Here is a 17,263-nt window from a genome sequence, read left to right as displayed (position 1 = left end):
CCCCCACGACCGCGTCAAGACCGTTTCGCTAGGTGGGCACCCGGAAGAACGCCGCGGAACCCGACTAGGTTGCTGCACATTGCCGGACGCCGCAGAGCCGCGGCCCTCCCGAAAGGTGCAGCCATGACCTACCGTCCCGAGACCCTCGCCGTCCACGCCGGACAGGAGGAGCCCGACTCCGCGACCAACGCGCGGGCGGTGCCGATCTACCAGACGACGTCCTACGTCTTCGACGACACCGAGCACGCCGCGAACCTGTTCAACCTCTCGGTGCCCGGCAACATCTACACGCGGATCATGAACCCGACGCAGTCGGTGTTCGAGGACCGCATCACCCAGCTCGAGGGCGGCGTCGGCGCGCTCGCGGTGGCCTCGGGCTCTGCGGCGATCACCTACGCGGTGCTCAACCTGACCTACGCGGGCGACAACATCGTGGCGCTCTCGACGCTGTACGGCGGCACCTACGCCCTCTTCGCCCACACGCTCCCGCAGTTCGGCATCGAGGTGCGCTTCGTCGACGCCGACAAGCCGGAGGAGCTGGCGCAGCACGTCGACGGGAAGACCAAGCTCGTCTTCGCCGAGACGATCGGCAACCCGCGCCTCAACGTCGTCGACGTGCGCGCCTGGGCCGACGCGGCCCACGACCAGGGCCTGCCGCTCATCGTGGACAACACCACGCCGACGCCGTACCTGGCGCGGGTCTTCGACCACGGTGCCGACGTCTCGGTGCACTCGGCGACGAAGTACATCGGCGGCCACGGCACCTCCGTCGGCGGCGTCATCGTCGACTCCGGCACCTTCGACTGGGCGGCGCACGCGGAGCGCTTCCCCGGCCTCACGCAGCCGGACGGGGCGTACCACGGCGTCGTCTGGACGGAGGCCGTCGGCAACCTGGCCTACATCATCCGGGCGCGCACCGTGCTGCTGCGCAACACGGGCGCGGCGGTCGCCCCGCTCAACTCCTGGCTGTTCCTCCAGGGCCTGGAGACGCTCCACCTCCGCCTCGAGCGCCACAGCTCGAACGCCCTCGCGGTGGCGCAGCACCTGCAGGACCACGAGGCCGTGGCCTGGGTGAGCTACCCGGGCCTCGAGGGCGACCCGTCGAAGGAGGTCGCGGACCGGATCTTCACGGGCAAGGGGTACGGCGGTCTCGTCAGCTTCGGCCTGAAGTCGGGCCGTGACGGCGGCAAGCGCTTCGTGGAGGGGCTCGAGCTGTTCAGCCACCTCGCCAACATCGGTGACGCCAAGTCGCTGGCCATCCACAACGCGACCACCACCCACAGCCAGCTCACGCCCGACGAGCTCGAGGCGGCGGGTGTGCCGGAGGACCTCGTGCGGCTCTCCATCGGCATCGAGAACGTGGACGACCTCATCGCCGACCTCGACCAGGCGCTCGCCCAGGCGAAGTGAGCCCCCGACCTGGCCTCGGCCTCGTCGCCACCCAGCACGCCGTCGTCGCGACGCCGGAGCACCCGCTCCGGCTGACCGACGGCGGCGTGCTGCGGCACGTCGAGGTGGCCTTCGAGACGTACGGCGAGCTCGCCGCCGCCCGCGACAACGTCGTGCTCGTCGCGCACGCCCTCACCGGCGACGCCCACGCGGCGGGCCACCACGGCGACCCGGCCCGTCGCGGGTGGTGGGACAACCTGATCGGACCGGGGCGGCCGATCGACACCGACCGGTTCTTCGTCGTGTGCCCCAACCTGCTCGGGGGGTGCCGGGGGACGACCGGCCCGTCGTCGGTCGACCCCGCCACGGGCCGGCCGCACGGACCGGACTTCCCCGAGCTGCACGTCGCGGACCTCGTCGCCGTGCACCGGCGGCTCCTCGACCACCTGGGGATCGGTGCGGTCCACGCGGGGGTCGGGGGCTCCCTGGGGGGCATGCAGCTGCTGCAGTGGCTCGCCGACGAGCCGGGGCGGCTGCAGCGGGCCGTCCTCGTGGCCGCGACCGCGCGCCTGACGGCCGAGAACATCGGGTTCTCCTCGGTGGCGCGCGAGGCGATCACCGCTGACCCCGACTTCCACGGCGGACGGTACGCCGAGCACGGCGTCGTGCCCGCCCGCGGCCTGAAGGTGGCGCGGATGATGGCCCACATCACGTACGTGTCGGCGCAGGGCCTCGAGGAGAAGTACGGCCGGGACGGGATCGAGGGCTACCTGCAGCACCAGGGGGAGGCGTTCGTGCGGCGGTTCGACGCGAACTCCTACCTCGTGCTGACGCGGCTCCTCGACCGCTTCGACCCGTTCGCCGACCCGGCCTTCGCCGCGGCGGTCGCATCGGGCGACCCGCGGGTCCTGGCGATCAGCTTCGACTCGGACTGGCGCTTCGGCACGGCGCACTCGCGGTTCGTCGTCGACGAGCTGGCCGCGGCGGGGCAGGAGGTGGCGCACCACGAGCTGGCCTCGCCGTGGGGGCACGACTCGTTCCTGCTGCGGCCGCCGGGCTACCACGAGCTCGTGGCGGACTTCCTCCGGTCGTGACGCGGATTGGCCGTCGGCGCCGTGGTGGGGGAGGATGGCTCCTGCGTCACCGGGAGCCCGGCCGCACCGTTTTGCCGAAGCGGCGTGGCTTCCGTAGTATCGACTCTCGGTGTGCTCGCTGCGCACCGTTTTCTGCGTGGCGCCGCCACTAGGCGTACGACTCCCGGGTCCTCCGGAGGTCGCGCTGTGCGGTGCACCAGCAGACCGAAGCGTGAAGAAGCAATGACGAAGGAGACCGCGGTGTACGCGATCGTGCGCGCAGGCGCCAAGCAGCAGAAGGTTGCCGTCGGCGACGTCATCGAGATCGACAAGACCGAGGTCGCGGTCGGCGAGTCGCTGACCCTGCCGGTGGTGCTGGTCGTCGACGGCGAGACCGTGTCGTCGACCGGTCTGGACAAGGCCTCCGTGACGGCCGAGGTCGTCGGGGCCACCAAGGGCCCGAAGATCATCATCCAGAAGTACAAGAACAAGACCGGCTACAAGAAGCGCCAGGGTCACCGTCAGAAGTACACCCAGGTCAAGGTCACCGGCATCTCTCTCTGAGAGACCTGAGCTCCCACCGCTCTCCTCCACCGAAGGACTGAACTCATGGCACACAAGAAGGGCGCCGCGTCCACCAAGAACGGTCGCGACTCCAACGCGCAGCGTCTGGGCGTCAAGCGCTACGGCGGTCAGCTCGTCAACGCCGGCGAGATCATCGTCCGCCAGCGCGGCACGCACTTCCACCCGGGCAACGACGTCGGCCGTGGCGGCGACGACACGCTGTTCGCCCTCGCGGCGGGCAAGGTCGAGTTCGGCACGCGCCGCGGCCGTCGTGTCGTGAACATCGTCCCGGGCGAGTGAGCTGACGCTCACCCACCCCGCAGCATCCGAGTGAAGGGCGTCCCGGCAACGGGGCGCCCTTCCTCTTTTCCGGCACCACCCGTCCGCCGCCGTGCGCGGCGGCTCATCGAGGAGCACCCATGGCCGTCCCCACCTTCGTCGACCGCGTCACCCTGCACGTGGCGGCGGGCCGGGGCGGCAACGGCGTCGCCTCGGTGCACCGCGAGAAGTTCAAGCCGCTCGGCGGCCCCGACGGCGGCAACGGCGGCCCGGGCGGCTCGGTCATCCTGCGGGTCGACCCCAACGTGACGACGCTGCTGGACTACCACCACAGCCCGAAGCGCCGCGCGGAGCACGGCGGCCACGGCGCCGGGGCCCACCGCAACGGTGGCCACGGCGGCGACCTCGTGCTGCCGGTGCCGGACGGCACCGTGGTGCGGGGCGAGGACGGCGAGCTGCTCGCCGACATGGTCGGCGCGGGCACCGAGATGGTGATCGCCCAGGGCGGTCGCGGCGGTCTCGGCAACGCCGCCCTGGCGTCGTCGAAGCGCAAGGCGCCCGGTTTCGCGCTCCTCGGGGAGCCCGGTGACGAGCTGACGATCAGCCTCGAGCTGAAGGTCGTGGCCGACATCGGCCTGGTCGGCTTCCCCAGCGCGGGCAAGTCCTCGCTCATCGCCGCCATGTCGCGGGCCCGGCCCAAGATCGCCGACTACCCGTTCACGACCCTCGTGCCCAACCTCGGCGTCGTCACCGCGGGCGACACGGTCTTCACCGTCGCCGACGTGCCCGGCCTCATCGAGGGCGCCAGCGAGGGGCGCGGCCTCGGCCACGACTTCCTCCGCCACATCGAGCGCTGCGCCGCGCTCGTGCACGTCATCGACACGGCCAGCATCGAGCCGGGCCGCAACCCGGTCGACGACCTCGACGTCATCGAGAACGAGCTGGCGCGCTACGGCGGTCTGGAGGACCGGCCGCGGCTCGTGGCCCTCAACAAGGTCGACGTGCCGGACGGTGCCGACATCGCCGACATGGTGGTGGAGGACCTCACCGCCCGCGGGCTCGCCGTCCACCTCGTCTCGGCGGCGTCCGGGTCGGGGGTGCGCGAGCTGACCTTCGCGATGGCGTCGATCGTGCAGGCGGCGCGCGCCGCCCGCCCGGTGGTGGAGGCGACCCGGATCGTGCTGCGCCCGGGGGGTGCCGACGGCGGCGACGACTTCACGGTCACGGAGACCGGCGACGGCTGGCGCGTGCGGGGCACCAAGCCGGAGCGCTGGGTGCGCCAGACCGACTTCAGCAACGACGAGGCCGTCGGCTTCCTCGCCGACCGCCTCAACCGGCTGGGCGTCGAGGAGAAGCTGGTCAAGCTCGGGGCCGTCGAGGGCGACACCGTGCTCATCGGGCACCCCGACAACGCGGTCGTCTTCGACTTCAAGCCGGGCATCGACGCCGGGGCCGAGATGCTCGGACGACGGGGCGAGGACCAGCGCTTCACCGAGGAGCGTCCCGCCGCGTCCCGCCGTCGCGCGATCGACGAGGGCTTCGAGGACCGCGCCGAGGGGGAGGCGCGCGCCGACGTGGCCCGCCGCGTCGACGGCCCCGTGTCCTACGAGATCGGGGGCGCCGACGACCCGGACGCCGAGCAGGTGCCGGCCGACCTCGGTTGGAGCGAGGACGACCCGTCCCGCGGCGAGGAGCGGTGAGCCGGCCGGAGGTGACGGCGGCGCGTCGCGTCGTCGTCAAGGTCGGTTCGTCCTCGCTCACGACGGCCGCGGGCGGCATCGCCCCGGAGCGCCTGCAGTCGCTGGTGACGGCGCTCGCCGCCGTGCGCGCCCGCGGGGTCGAGGTCGTGCTCGTGTCCTCCGGGGCGATCGCGGCCGGGCTCGCGCCGCTCGGCCTCAAGCGCCGCCCCAAGGGCCTGGCCGCGCAGCAGGCGGCCGCCTCGGTGGGCCAGGGGCTGCTGGTCGCGCAGTACACGGCGGCGCTCGCGGCGTACGGCGTCACCACGGGCCAGGTGCTCCTCACCGTCGACGACGTGGTGCGGCGCTCCCACTACCGCAACGCCCACCAGACGTTCGCGAAGCTCCTCGAGCTCGGGGTGCTGCCGATCGTCAACGAGAACGACACGGTGGCCACGCAGGAGATCCGCTTCGGCGACAACGACCGCCTGGCCGCGCTCGTGGCGCACCTCGTGCACGCGGACCTGCTCGTGCTGCTGTCCGACGTGGACGGGCTCTACGACGGCAACCCGGCCCTGCCGGGCACGTCGCTGCTCACCGACGTGCGCTCGGACGCCGACCTCGCCGAGGTCGCGATCGGGTCCGTCGGGTCCGCGGGCGTCGGCACGGGCGGCATGGTGACGAAGGTCGAGGCGGCGCGGATCGCGACCGGCGCCGGGATCCCCGTCGTGCTGACGTCGGCGCCGAACGCCGCCGCGGCGCTCGCCGGCGACCCGATCGGCACCCTCTTCCACGCCACCGGCCGCCGTCGCCCGACGCGGCTGCTGTGGCTGCGGCACGCCACCGAGGGCAAGGGCGCGCTGCTGCTCGACGCGGGTGCGGTGCGCGCCGTGCTGGGCCGCCGCGCCTCGTTGCTCGCCGCCGGTGTCACCGGCGCCGAGGGCACGTTCCACGCGGGCGACCCCGTCGACCTCGTCGGCCCCGACGGCGTCGCGGTGGCGCGGGGGCTGGTCAACTTCGACGCCGAGGAGATCCCGCGGCTCGCGGGGCGCTCCAGCACCGAGCTCGCCGCCGAGCTGGGCGCCGAGTACGAGCGCGAGGTCGTGCACCGCGACGACCTCGTCCTGCTCTGAGGCGTCAGCCGGGCCCGGTGCGGATCGTGTCGACCCCGGCGGCGCCGTCGGGCCCCGCGGCGTACCCGTGCGGGACGTCGGCCCGCCAGGCGTGCGCGTCGCCGGGGCCGAGCGAGGTGGGGACGCCGTCCACGGTGACGACGAGCGACCCGCGCACGACGAGCACGTGCTCGACGGCCCCGGCGGTGTGGGGCACGGAGTCGCGCCGTCCGCCGGGGGGCAGCTCGATCCAGTAGACCTCCGTGGTCGTCCCGGGGTCCCGGTCGACGTGCAGCAGCCGGGCGACGAGCCCGGGGTCGCCGGGCCCCTCGGGGTCTCCCGGGTCCGCCACGACGGCTCCGGGGGCGTCGCCGAGCAGCGCGACGAGCGGTACGCCGAGGGGGCCGGCCACGGCGTACAGCGTCGCGAGGGTGGGGTTCCGGCGGCCCTGCTCGAGCTCCGAGAGCGAGGCCTTCCCGATCCCCGCCGTCCGCGCCAGCGCGCTCAACGTGAGGCCCCGCTCGGACCGCAGCGCGCGAACGCGGGCGCCGACCGCGGCGGCCGTGGGGTCGCGGGGCTCGTCCATCGGGCCATCATGACGCACCGCCTTGTTCCGTATACGGAACAGGGCGTAGCCTGCGCCCGTGCCCAGCGTCGACCGTTCCCTGACCGCCCCCGTCCTCGCGGGCGTGGTGACCGCGGTGGTGGGGTTCACCTCGTCCTTCGCCGTCCTGCTCGCCGGTCTCCGCGCGGCCGGGGCCACGGAGGAGCAGGCCGCCTCGGGGCTGCTCGCGGTCACGCTCGCCTTCGCGGCGGGCATCATCGTCCTGGCCCTGTGGCACCGCATCCCCATCACGCTGGCGTGGTCGACCCCGGGTGCCGCGCTGCTGGTCGGCACGGGCGTGGTCGAGGGCGGGTGGCCCGCGGCGGTCGGGGCGTTCCTGGTCACCGGGCTGCTGTTCGTGGCGACCGGGTACGTCGGCTGGCTCGGCCGGCTCGTCGCCCGGATCCCCGCGGGGGTGGCGCAGGCGATGCTCGCGGGGGTGCTGCTCCCGCTCGTGCTGGCGCCCGTCGAGGCGGTGGCCGAGGTCCCGGCGCTGGCGCTGCCGGTGGTGGTGGTGTGGCTGCTCGTGGTGCGGTGGGCGCCGCGGTGGGCGGTGCCGGCGGCGCTGGTGGCGGCCCTCGTGGTCATCGCGGTGGAGCTGACGCGCACCGGCACGCCCGTCACGGGCTCGCTCGCGCCGTCGCTGGCGTGGACGACCCCCGCCTTCACCCCGGCCGCACTCGTCGGCATCGCGCTGCCGCTGTACGTCGTGACGATGGCCTCGCAGAACGTGCCGGGCGTCGCCGTGCTCCGCTCCTTCGGGTACGACGCGCCCTGGCGCTCCACGATGACGGTGACCGGGGTCGGCACGGTCGTCGCGGCGCCGTTCGGGTCCCACGCCATGAACCTGGCCGCCATCTCGGCGGCCCTGGCGGCCGGTGACGAGGCCGGTCCCGATCGGGACCGGCGCTGGATCGCGGCGGTGAGCGCGGGGGTGACGTACGTCGTGCTCGCCCTCTCCTCCGGGGCCCTGGCCAGCGTGACGGCGGCCGCTCCCGGCGGACTGGTGGAGGCGGTCGCCGGGTTGGCCCTGCTCGGCGCGTTCGGCGCCGCGGTGGCCTCCGCGCTGGCGGACGCCGCGACGCGGACGAGCGCCGTGGTGGCCTTCGTCGTCGCCGCGGGAGGGCTCAGCCTCGGCGGCGTCGGCGCCGCCTTCTGGGCGCTGCTCGCCGGGCTGGTCGTGCGGGTCGCCGTCGAGCGCCCCGTCCGCGGCTGACCGGGAGAAGGGCGGTGGCGGGGTCGCGGCGTACGCTTGTCCGCGCCATGCCCGCCTACCTCGACCACGCCGCGACCAGCCCGCTGCGCCCGCAGGCCCGCGACGCGCTGCTCGCGCACCTCGGCGCCACGGGCAACCCGGCGTCGTTGCACGGCGCGGGCCGCGACGCCCGTCGGGTGCTGGAGGAGTCGCGGGAGAGCGTGGCCGAGTCGCTCGACTGCCGGCCCAGCGAGGTGGTCTTCACCTCGGGCGGAACGGAGTCGGACAACCTCGCGTTGAAGGGTGCCTACCGCGCTCGCCGCGCGGCGGACCCGGCCCGCCGTCGCGTGCTCGTCTCCGCCGTGGAGCACCACGCCGTGCTGCACGCCGCCGCGTGGCTCGAGCAGCGGGAGGACGCCCGCGTCGAGCTGCTCCCGGTCGACGCCGAGGGCCGCGTGCTCACCGACGCGCTCGAGGCCGCCCTGGTCGGCGACGACGTCGCCGTCGTGTCGGTCATGTGGGCCAACAACGAGACGGGCGTGATCCAGCCGGTCGAGCGTCTCGCGGCCCTCTGCCGCGCCCACGACGTGCCGTTCCACACCGATGCCGTGCAGGCGGTCGGTGCGGTCCCCGTGTCGTTCGCCGACTCCGGGGTGGACCTCCTGACCGCGACCGCCCACAAGGTCGGTGGACCGCACGGCGTCGGGGTGCTGCTCGTGCGGCGCGGCGTGCAGGTGGCACCCCTCCTCCACGGGGGCGGGCAGGAGCGCGACCTCCGCAGCGGCACGGTGGGCGTCCCGTCCATCGCGGGCCTCGCCGCGGCGTACGAGATCGCGGTGAAGGAGCAGGCCGGTGCGGCGCTCCGGCTCGAGGCCCTCCGCGACCGGCTGGTCGAGGGCGTGCGCGCCGTCGTCCCCGGGGTGGTCGTGCACGGTGCCGGTGCCGACCGGCTGCCCGGCATCGCCAACCTCGGCTTCGGCGGGTGCGAGGGCGACTCCCTGCTCATGCTCCTCGATGCGCAGGGTGTCGAGGTCTCGACCGGCTCCGCCTGCTCGGCGGGCGTGCCCCAGCCGAGCCACGTGCTGCTCGCGATGGGGATCGGCGAGCAGGAGGCCCGGGAGGCGCTGCGGGTCTCGCTGGGCCACAGCAGCAGCGACGTCGACGTCGACGCGTTCCTGGCGGCGATCGGTCCCGCGGTGGAGCGGGCGGGGGCCGCGCGGCGGGTGCGCCGATGAGGGTCGTCGCCGCCATGTCGGGGGGCGTCGACTCCGCCGTCGCCGCGGCCCGCGCGAAGGAGGCCGGCCACGACGTGACCGGCGTGCACCTGGCGCTGTCGCGCAACCCCGCGTCGTACCGCTCCGGCGCCCGCGGCTGCTGCACCATCGAGGACAGCAACGACGCCCGTCGGGCGGCGGACGTCATCGGCATCCCGTTCTACGTCTGGGACCTCTCGGCGGAGTTCCACGAGGACGTGGTCACGGACTTCATGGACGAGTACGCCGCAGGTCGCACCCCCAACCCGTGCCTGCGCTGCAACGAGCGGATCAAGTTCGCCGCCGTGCTCGACCGGGCCCGCGCGCTCGGCTTCGACGCGGTGGCGACGGGCCACTACGCCGACCTGCGCCCCGGCTCCGGCGCGAGCGAGGGGCTCGTCGAGCTGCACCGCGCGGCGGACGCCGCCAAGGACCAGTCCTACGTGCTCGGGGTGCTCGACCAGGACCAGCTGCGGCACGCGCTGTTCCCGCTGGCGGGCACGCCGAAGCCGGAGGTACGGCGCGAAGCCGCCGCCCGCGGCCTGCTCGTCGCCGACAAGCCCGACAGCCACGACATCTGCTTCGTCGCCGACGGCGACAACGCGGGCTGGCTCGCCGAGAAGATCGGCGACCGGTCGCCGCAGCCGTCGGGGGAGTGGGGCGGCGACATCGTCGACGACGCGACCGGCGAGGTGCTCGGTCACCACACGGGCACTTACGGCTACACGATCGGCCAGCGCCGCGGACTGCGCATCGGCCGGCCGGCTCCCGACGGCAAGCCGCGCTTCGTGCTCGACATCGAGCCGGTGAGCGGCACCGTGCGCGTGGGTCCGCGGGAGGGCCTGCGGATCGACGGGCTGAGCGGCATCCGGCCGCGCTGGTGCGACGCGCCGCCGGAGCCCGACGTCCCGCTCCGGTGCACGGTGCAGCTCCGGGCGCACGGTGCCGAGCACGCGGCGGTGCTGACGGTGCTCGACGCGTCGCCCGACGGGTCCGTCGCGGTCGAGCTGCTCGAGCCCGCCGAGGGGATCGCGCCCGGCCAGGCGGCGGTGTTCTACGACGGCACGCGCGTCGTCGGCTCCGCGACCATCGCGACGACGAGGCGGGCGGCATGACCTTCGCGACCGGCATCGGCTCCCACCCGGGGGCCGACCAGGCCGCGTACGACGAGGCGTTGCGCCAGGTGCTCGACGTGCTCGGCGGGGACGGTGACGCAGGCCCGGGGCTGCCCTACGTGCCCGAGGTGCCCGGACGGGGCGCCGGGGCGGCGATGACCGGACGGGCGCTCGCCCTGCAGACCGGGCTCGACGTCGACCTCCAGCCCGCGGGCTGGCGCCTGACCGGTACGTCGGGGTCGCCCGGCCTCGACCAGCGTCGCGCCCGGAGCCTGCTGATGCAGGACCTGGACGCGCTGGAGGAGCGGGTGCAGGGCTACGCGGGGCCGTTCAAGGTGCAGGTCGCGGGACCGTGGACGCTGGCCGCCACGACCGAGCGCCCCCGGGGCGACAAGGTGCTGGCCGACCACGGCGCGCGGCGCGACCTGGCCCAGGCGCTCGCGGAGGGAGTGGCCGACCACGTGGCCGAGCTGCGCCGCCGGGTGCCGGGGTGCACCCGCGTGGTGGTGCAGGTCGACGAGCCCGCGCTGGTGGCGGTGCAGCAGGCCCGCGTGCCGACGGCCTCGGGCTGGGGCCAGCACCGGTCCGTCGACCGGCCCGAGCTCGCCGAGGTGCTCGGCTGGGTCCTGGCCGCGGCAGCCGGCGCCGGGGCCGAGCCCTGGGTGCACGCGTGCGCCGCCGACGTGCCCTGGGCGCTGCTGCGGGGCGCCGGGGCGCAGGGCCTGCTGGCCGACGCCGACCTCCTGGGAGCGGGCGACCTCGACCAGCTGGCCGAGGCGTACGAGGCCGGGATCGCGGTCGGCCTCGGCGTCGTCGCCACGCACCCGGCGCCGACCGCGGCACCGGCGGAGCGGCGCCTCGCGGAGCGGGCGTCGCGCTGGCTCGAGACCCTCGGGCTCGCCCCGGGCGACCGCCTCGGCCTGGTGCCGGCGTGCGGCCTCGCGGGCGTGCCCGCCTCCGTCGCGCCCCGCGTGCTGCAGGCGCTGCACGACGCCGCGCGGCGGGTGGACGAGGCCTGAGCCGCCCCTTCGGGTGGGTGTCTAGCCTCGAGGGATGAGCACCCAGGGAGAGCTGACCGGACGCCGGATCGCCATCGTGGCGGGGGACTACTTCGAGGAGGTCGAGCTGACGACGCCGCGCGACGAGCTGCGCGCGAAGGGCGCCGAGGTGCACGTCTTCTCGACGACCGGCGAGCCCATCCAGGCGATGGAGGGCGACACGGAGAAGACGTCGAAGGTCGAGGTCGACGGCGACCTGTCCGGTGTCGACGTGGCGACCTTCGACGCGGTCGTCGTGCCCGGCGGCACCGTCAACGCCGACCAGCTCCGCACCGACGAGACCGCGCAGAGGATCGTCACCGACGCCCTCGCGGCGGAGAAGGTCGTCGCCGTCATCTGCCACGGCCCGTGGCTGCTCGTCTCCGCGGGCCTCGCGCAGGGCCGCCGGCTCACGAGCTTCCCGTCGCTGGCCGACGACGTGCGCAACGCCGGCGGGGAGTGGGTCGACGAGGAGGTCGTCGTGGACGGCACCCTGATCACGAGCCGCAACCCGGACGACCTGCCCGCGTTCGTCGGGGCGATCACCGCGCAGCTGGCCTGAGGCCGGTCACCGCAGCGGGCTCCCTCAGTCCGCCTCGACCGGCTCGGTGATCCAGCCGGAGAAGGCGGGGAGGGGGCCCGCTGCCGTCCGCACCGTCGCCACGACGGCGTACGGGCGGGCGAAGCGCGCGGTCCCGCGGCGTACGCGGCCCCGGATCGGCGCCCCGCTGGCCGCCCGCATCATCGCGGTGACGGCGGCGGCCTCGAAACCCTCGCGGGAGTAGCGCGCGACGCACTTCTGGAGGGCCGCGGACTTCTCGCCCGGAGCCGGCGGCAGCAGCTCGGCCAACGCCGCGAACCCGGCGTCGACACCCGACGGCACCTTCCGGAGGTCGACCTCGGTGTCCGCGGACCACGCCGGCAGCAGCGCGTCCGTGCGGTCGCTACCGAACCCGTCCTCCTCGACGACCGTCCACACGGGCCCCTCACCGAGGGGCAGGTCGGCGAGCGGCACGACGGTGCCGCCGCCGAGCGCCAGGCGGTGGGCGGCGGCGACGACGTCCGCCGGGTCGGCGCCGGGATCCTCGGCGACCACGCTGAGCACGGTGGTGTCGCCGCTGCTCGCGGCGCGGTGCACGGCGTACCGCGCGCCGTCCACCTCCACCGCCGCGACGGGGTGCTCGACCGGGCTGCGGAGCACCCGCTCGACCATCTCCGCCCAGCGGCCCCCGAGCTCGGCGGCGGGCACGGCCCGGAAGGGCTGCGCCCAGGAGATGCGGGTCATGACGGCACTCGCCAGGAGCACGCTCGTGGTGGGGGGCACGTCCGCGGGGAACCGGGGGATCATCCCGTCGGTGTGCTCGTCCGCCCACGCGTCGAGCTCGGCCTGCGACGGGATCGGACCGGTGCCCGCGGAGCGGGGCAGGCTGCGGGACCACACGTCGTACGCCGCCGGGTTGGCCGCCTGCCGCGCCGCGTCGGCGACCCAGGCGCCGACGGCGAGCCGCAGCTCCACGGGGGCGGCGTCCACGAGCGCGCGCGTCGCCTCGGCGGCGTGCTGGGGGTCGACCCCCAGCACGTCGGCGATCCGGCGCTGCGTCTCCGCACGGGTCGCGGCAGTGCCGGCGAGGACCAGCACGAGCCACACGCCCAGCGGTGAGACCACGTGGTGGGTGTCGCCGAGGGTACGGTGGAGCCGGTCGGCGTACGCCGCGACCCGCCCCCCGAGGTCGAGGTCGGGCCGCAGGGCGCTGGTGCTCGTCTCGCTCACGTCTCCGAGTCTGGCACTCCCCGGTGCGCCGCAGCCAGGACCTCCAGCGAGCGCTCGAGCGCGAACGCGTTCCACCGCGCGACGTGGGTGAACATGTAGTGCCCCGCCCAGCCCGCGCTCTCGAAGGTGGCGTCGGCTCCGGCGGCGGCCGCACGCTCGACGTACGCCGCGGAGGCGCGCGCCGAGGTGATCCGGTCGCGGGCCCCGTGCAGCACCCGGAGCGTGCGGCCGGGCACGGCGGCGACGGTCTCGCCGGGCGGGAACCACGGGGCGAGGGCGACGACGCCCGCCACCGTGGGGTGGTCGGCGACGTGGACGGCCGTGCGGGCGCCCATCGAGTGCCCGAGCAGCACGACGGGCAGGCCGGGGAGCTCGGCGTCGGTGCGGCGCAGCGCGGCCCGCGCGTCGACGACCGGGGCCCCGCCGTTCCAGCCCCGGAGCCGGTAGCGCAGGAGCCACGTCGCGTAGCCGGCCTCGGCGAGGGCGGGCGCGATCGTGCGCTGCATGGCCGCCGCGCGTCGCCAGGACGCGCTGCGGCCGTCGACCGCGCGGTCCGAGTGCTCCTTGCCGCCGTGGAGCATCAGCACCACCCCGCGGGGGTGCGCCACGTCGACGCGGGTGAGGGCGTGGTCGGGTGCGAGGTCACGTGCGGTCTCCACGATGTCCCTTCGTACCCGGCCACGCCCTCGGATGGGTCGGCCGATCCCGGTGCCGGCGTCAGCCGACGTGCACGCCCTCGGGGGCGTCCGTCGCGAGCTCCTCGTGCTTCACGTCGACGAAGAGCCAGACGACGACGGAGCCGAGGAGAATGAGGCCGGCGCCGACGAGGAACGCGGTCGTGCTGCCGTCGGCGAACGCCGCCAGCTGGGTCGCGGCCTCGGTCAGAGTGCCGCCCTGCTCGGGGGGGATGCCGGCGCCGGCGACGGCCTGGCCGGCCTGCGGGCCGAACGTCTCGGCGCTGGTGGTGGCCACGTGGCTGGCGACCGTGGCGAGGGCCGCGAGGCCGAGCGCGCCACCGACCTGCTGCATGGTGTTGAGCACGCCCGAGCCGATGCCGGAGTCCTCGGCGCGCACGTGGTGCACCGCGGTCAGGGTGAGCGGCACGAAGGTGAGGCCCATCCCGAACGACATCAGCAGCAGGTAGGGCAGCATGCCCGACACGTAGTCGATGTCGACCGCGGAGCCACCCGACGCGAGCGACGAGACGACGTCGCCTGCGGCGAGGTCGGAGGGCAGCCGGGAGAACCCGAACAGGGCGACGGCGGCCAGGATCGTGCCGGTGCCGGCGATGAAGCGGGGGTCGATGCGGTTGACCAGGTTCGACGACAGCGTCGCGCCGACGATGATGCCGATGGAGAACGGGAGGAACGCGAACCCGGTGTGGAGGGGCTCCCAGCCGCCGAGGTTCTGCACGTAGAGGCTGAGGAAGAAGAACATCGCGAACATCGCGGCCGGCACCACCATCATCGCGATGAAGCTCGCGGCGCGCGTGCGGTTGGCGAAGATGCGGATCGGCATGAGCGGGTCGGAGACGCGGGTCTCGATGACGATGAAGGTCGCGAGCAGCACGACACCGGCGACGAGGGACGCGATGGTGCCGGTGTCGCCCCAGCCGTGGGCCTCCTCGCTGGCGCGGGTGAGGCCGAAGACGATCGCGAGCAGGCCGAGCGTGCCGGTCACGGCGCCGGGGACGTCGAGGCGACCCGCGTGGCGGTCCGACTCGGGCAGGAAGCGCGGGGCCAGGAGCGCGGCGATGATGCCGATCGGCACGTTGATGAGGAAGGTCATGCGCCAGCCCTCGACGTCGATGCCGAAGAACGAGCTGTGGCCGGTGAGCCAGCCGCCGAGGATGAGGCCGAAGGCGGCGCCGATGCCGGACATGGCGGCGTAGATCGCGAACGCCCGGTTGCGGGCGGGGCCGGCCGGGAACGTCGTCGTGATGAGCGCCAGGGCCGCCGGGGAGGCGAGCGCCGCGCCGAGGCCCTGGAGACCACGGGCCCCCAGGAGCAGGCCCTCGTTGGTGGCCAGGCCGCCGAGCAGGGAGGCGATGGCGAAGATGACGAGGCCCGCCATCAGCACGCGACGGCGGCCGAGGAGGTCGCCGAGACGGCCGCCGAGCAGGAGGAGGCCGCCGAACGCGAGGGCGTAGCCCGTCACGATCCACGACAGGTTGGCGTCGTCGATGCCGAGGTCGGCGCCGATGTAGGGCAGCGCGATGTTCGCGATCGTCGCGTCGAGCACGACCATCAGCTGGGCGACGGAGATGAGCACGAGCGCCCAGCCGAGGTGGCGCGTGGCCGGCGGGGCGGCGGCCTCGTCCTGCGCGGGCGCAGGGGAGGTCGGGGACAGGTCGGTCATGGGGTTCCTTCGGTGGTTGTTCGACCGCGTGCGGGCGCGGCGGCGTACGGCGGGTGCGGGCGGCGAGCGGGACGGGTCCCGGGTGGCCGGTCAGGTCGTGGGGACGGGCTCCTCCACCCGGCGGGTGGCCGCCGGGAGGATGATCTCGTCGATCACGCGCACGACGAGCTCCCGCGTGGGGGGCTCGCCGAGCACGATGGCGCGGTGCAGCACGATGCCCGGCAGGGCGGGCTCGAGCAGGTCGAGGTCGAGGTCGGGCCGGATCTCCCCGCGCTCCTTCGCGCGGGCGTAGATCTCGCGGCTGACGGCGAGCTTGGGGCCGAGGAACCGCTCGCGGAACCCCGCGGCGAGCTCCTCGTCCGTGGCGATGGCGGTGAGGACGCTGGAGAAGACCGTCAGCGCCTTGGTGTTGACGAAGCCCGTGGGGGTGCCGAACGCGGCGACGAGGTCGCCGCGCAGCGAGCCGGTGTCGATCGGCGTCTCAGGGCCGGCCTTGAGGGTGCAGAGCGTGTCCAGCACCAGGCTGGCCTTGGTCTCCCACCGGCGGTAGAGCGTCGCCTTGGAGGCCTGTGCGGCCTTCGCGACGGCGTCCATGGTGAGACGGTCGTACCCCACCTCCGCGAGCACCCGCGCCGTCGCGTCCCGGATCTCCTGCTCGCGGTCCCCCTCGACGCGGGGACGGCAGGTGGGACGGCGCAGGCTCATGGGGTCCTCGAGGTTGTTAATGAAACGGAACGGTTTCGTTCCGTCGGAGACTGTAGACCCGTTGCGTGATGAAACCAAGTCGTTTCATCGGTGGAGTGGATCACGCTCGTCGAGTTGTCAGGTACGCCGCGGTGGGGGCGTCGAGTTGTCAGGTACGGCGTGGTGCGGGGTCGTCGAGTTGTCACGTACGCCGCGGTTGGTGGCGTCGAGTTGGGCCACGCTGGCCTGTGGAATCGCGGTGGCGGCGCGCGTGAGGCGGGCGTAGAATCGCACACATGTTCGATCACCTTTCGTCTCGTGGGCTGCTGGATGCAGCCGCGGAGGCGGTGCGCGCCCGCCGCCTGGCGGAGGTGCGTGACCTGGAGGTGATCGCGGCGTGGGCGGCGGTCCACTCGGGCGAGTCCATCCGTCTGCGGAACCCGCTGGTCAACGTGGGTGGGGAGGGTACGCCGGGGGTGCAGGACCACGCGCTGGGCGAGATCGCGCTCGCGCGGAGCTCGGGTGTGGCGGCCACGATCAACGCGCTGGCCGACGTGCTGGACCTGCAGCACCGCCTGCCGTTGACGTGGGCGGTGGTGCGGGACGGTGGCGCGGAGGTGTACGTCGCGCGGAAGGTCGCCCGGATGTCGCGGCACCTGCCGGTTTCGGTGGTCGGGGTCGTCGATGTCGCGGTGGCGCGGATGATCGCGACCGAGGCACCCGGGCGGGTGCTGACCGTGGCGGAGGGCAAGGTGATCGAGGCCGATCCTGCCCTGCACGAGCAGCGGGTGGAGGAGGAGAGGCGCCGCCGCTACGTGGGGCTCGGGCGGACGGATGAGTTCGGGTTGCGCACGTTGATCGCCCGGTTGGATGCCGGGGATGCCGCGTGGGTGCAGGCCACCGTGGCCCGGGTCGCGGAGATCATCGTCCCGGGCCACCCCGATGCCAGTGCGGATGAGGTGCGGGCCATCGCCCTGGGTTACCTCGCCCGTCCCGCCGACCTCCTCGCGCTCCTCGTCGAGCACGAAGCGACCGCGAGCCAGTCCGAGACTGGAGCCGAGCCGGAGCCGGTCACCGACGACGAACCCCTCGAGCCCTCACGCGCCACGGCGCTCCCCACAGACGTCCTGGCCGGGCTGCAGCGCACCGACCT

General features: G+C 74.4%; 17 protein-coding genes. 12 read left to right on the top strand and 5 right to left on the bottom strand.

The annotated features are described in order from the left end of the window. The first annotated feature begins 123 nt into the window (after window positions 1–123). The 6 genes from G3T38_RS20655 to proB all read left to right on the top strand — a co-directional run bounded on the left by G3T38_RS20655 (window position 124) and on the right by proB (window position 6,114). Entirely contained in the window at window positions 124–1,410 is a 1,287-nt protein-coding gene (locus G3T38_RS20655) for an O-acetylhomoserine aminocarboxypropyltransferase/cysteine synthase family protein (protein ID WP_163774776.1), read from the top strand. Beyond that, complete coding sequence (gene metX, locus G3T38_RS20650; RefSeq protein ID WP_163774774.1) at window positions 1,407–2,483, top strand: homoserine O-acetyltransferase MetX; 1,077 nt, start codon at window positions 1,407–1,409, stop codon at window positions 2,481–2,483. Before G3T38_RS20655 ends, metX begins: the two co-directional genes overlap by 4 nt. Window positions 2,484–2,723: 240 nt before the next feature. Continuing rightward, on the top strand, window positions 2,724–3,026 hold the full coding sequence (gene rplU / locus G3T38_RS20645) for a 50S ribosomal protein L21 (RefSeq protein WP_307205791.1): 303 nt from the start codon (window positions 2,724–2,726) through the stop codon (window positions 3,024–3,026). Between the two features lie 45 nt (window positions 3,027–3,071). Further along, a complete protein-coding gene (rpmA, locus tag G3T38_RS20640) occupies window positions 3,072–3,326 on the top strand; it encodes a 50S ribosomal protein L27 (protein ID WP_163774770.1) in 255 nt (84 codons plus the stop codon). A 119-nt stretch (window positions 3,327–3,445) separates the two neighbouring features. Then, complete coding sequence (obgE, locus tag G3T38_RS20635) at window positions 3,446–5,005, top strand: GTPase ObgE (RefSeq protein WP_163774768.1); 1,560 nt, start codon at window positions 3,446–3,448, stop codon at window positions 5,003–5,005. Continuing rightward, complete coding sequence (proB, locus tag G3T38_RS20630; protein WP_338037793.1) at window positions 5,002–6,114, top strand: glutamate 5-kinase; 1,113 nt, start codon at window positions 5,002–5,004, stop codon at window positions 6,112–6,114. The genes obgE and proB overlap by 4 nt, the downstream gene beginning before the upstream one ends. A gap of 4 nt (window positions 6,115–6,118) precedes the next feature. Here the strand turns inward: proB and G3T38_RS20625 are convergent, their stop codons facing one another. Continuing rightward, window positions 6,119–6,679 (bottom strand): helix-turn-helix domain-containing protein, encoded by a 561-nt coding sequence (locus G3T38_RS20625; protein ID WP_163774767.1) that lies wholly within the window; start codon window positions 6,677–6,679, stop codon window positions 6,119–6,121. Between the two features lie 58 nt (window positions 6,680–6,737). Between G3T38_RS20625 and G3T38_RS20620 the strand changes: the two genes are divergently transcribed. The 5 genes from G3T38_RS20620 to G3T38_RS20600 are packed head-to-tail and all read left to right on the top strand — an operon-like array spanning window position 6,738 to window position 11,859. After that, window positions 6,738–7,913, top strand: coding sequence for a benzoate/H(+) symporter BenE family transporter (locus G3T38_RS20620; RefSeq protein WP_163774765.1), 1,176 nt, complete (start codon window positions 6,738–6,740; stop codon window positions 7,911–7,913). A 47-nt stretch (window positions 7,914–7,960) separates the two neighbouring features. Further along, window positions 7,961–9,127 (top strand): cysteine desulfurase family protein, encoded by a 1,167-nt coding sequence (locus G3T38_RS20615; protein WP_163774764.1) that lies wholly within the window; start codon window positions 7,961–7,963, stop codon window positions 9,125–9,127. After that, window positions 9,124–10,260 carry a tRNA 2-thiouridine(34) synthase MnmA gene (gene mnmA / locus G3T38_RS20610; protein ID WP_163774762.1) on the top strand — a complete coding sequence of 379 codons (1,137 nt, stop codon included), beginning with the start codon at window positions 9,124–9,126 and terminating at the stop codon, window positions 10,258–10,260. Before G3T38_RS20615 ends, mnmA begins: the two co-directional genes overlap by 4 nt. Then, a complete protein-coding gene (locus tag G3T38_RS20605) occupies window positions 10,257–11,279 on the top strand; it encodes a uroporphyrinogen decarboxylase/cobalamine-independent methonine synthase family protein (RefSeq protein ID WP_163774760.1) in 1,023 nt (340 codons plus the stop codon). Before mnmA ends, G3T38_RS20605 begins: the two co-directional genes overlap by 4 nt. 34 nt (window positions 11,280–11,313) lie before the next feature. Continuing rightward, window positions 11,314–11,859, top strand: a complete 546-nt coding sequence (locus G3T38_RS20600; protein ID WP_163774758.1) for a type 1 glutamine amidotransferase domain-containing protein — start codon at window positions 11,314–11,316, stop codon at window positions 11,857–11,859. 24 nt (window positions 11,860–11,883) lie between these two features. On the opposite strand, the gene G3T38_RS20595 is transcribed toward G3T38_RS20600, so the two are convergent. From G3T38_RS20595 to G3T38_RS20580, 4 genes are all read right to left on the bottom strand, one after another. Continuing rightward, entirely contained in the window at window positions 11,884–13,068 is a 1,185-nt protein-coding gene (locus G3T38_RS20595; protein ID WP_163774757.1) for a serpin family protein, read from the bottom strand. After that, window positions 13,065–13,727 (bottom strand): alpha/beta hydrolase, encoded by a 663-nt coding sequence (locus G3T38_RS20590; RefSeq protein ID WP_338037792.1) that lies wholly within the window; start codon window positions 13,725–13,727, stop codon window positions 13,065–13,067. The genes G3T38_RS20595 and G3T38_RS20590 overlap by 4 nt, the downstream gene beginning before the upstream one ends. Before the next feature lie 58 nt (window positions 13,728–13,785). Beyond that, window positions 13,786–15,426: an MFS transporter gene (locus G3T38_RS20585; RefSeq protein ID WP_163774755.1), complete on the bottom strand. Its 1,641-nt coding sequence runs from the start codon at window positions 15,424–15,426 to the stop codon at window positions 13,786–13,788. A gap of 90 nt (window positions 15,427–15,516) precedes the next feature. Further along, window positions 15,517–16,131: a TetR/AcrR family transcriptional regulator gene (locus tag G3T38_RS20580; protein ID WP_163774754.1), complete on the bottom strand. Its 615-nt coding sequence runs from the start codon at window positions 16,129–16,131 to the stop codon at window positions 15,517–15,519. A 275-nt stretch (window positions 16,132–16,406) separates the two neighbouring features. Between G3T38_RS20580 and G3T38_RS20575 the strand changes: the two genes are divergently transcribed. Further along, the coding region (locus G3T38_RS20575; protein WP_206675947.1) for a hypothetical protein at window positions 16,407–17,263 on the top strand (857 nt) is incomplete at its 3' end.

This window comes from Nocardioides zeae, from assembly GCF_010686755.1.
GTDB lineage: Bacteria > Actinomycetota > Actinomycetes > Propionibacteriales > Nocardioidaceae > Nocardioides > Nocardioides zeae.
This window is presented reverse-complemented; position numbering and strand designations above follow the sequence as displayed.